We start from the raw sequence: 447 nt of genomic DNA, 5'->3' as shown, positions 1-447 counted from the left end.
TTGGGCAGGCGGAAGGCGGCCTGAAAGGCATCGGCGGCCGGGCCGATGCCCAGCACGGCGGCGATCAGCGCATCGCGGATAAATCCGAAGATGCGGGAAACGAGAGTGAGCCCGCCGACCGACATTGTGTTGCGGAAGAGACTCATGGGTGGAGCCAGGGGTTACGAGGGCACGCGGGGTCGATCCCAATGTGTGCTGAATGTACTGGATCCCGGCTCAAGGCCGGGATGACGGTGGAGGTAATGGCGAAAAACTCGCCATACTCACGATCGTCATCCCGGGCAAAGACCCGGGATCCAGTACACTCCATAGGGGTAAAAGGTGCCAGCCGGTGACCTTGAACCGCAAGGCCCACCGCCCAAAGCATGGTGCTCACGCTGAGGCCTTTTCACGGCGGGCGGGGGCGAAGACGGCTTCGAGGGCTTCGTGGATGCGTTTCTGGCGGAC

The organism is Marinimicrobium sp. UBA4209 (genome assembly GCF_002381585.1).
In the GTDB taxonomy this organism is placed as follows: domain Bacteria; phylum Pseudomonadota; class Gammaproteobacteria; order Pseudomonadales; family Cellvibrionaceae; genus Marinimicrobium; species Marinimicrobium koreense.
This window is presented reverse-complemented; position numbering follows the sequence as displayed.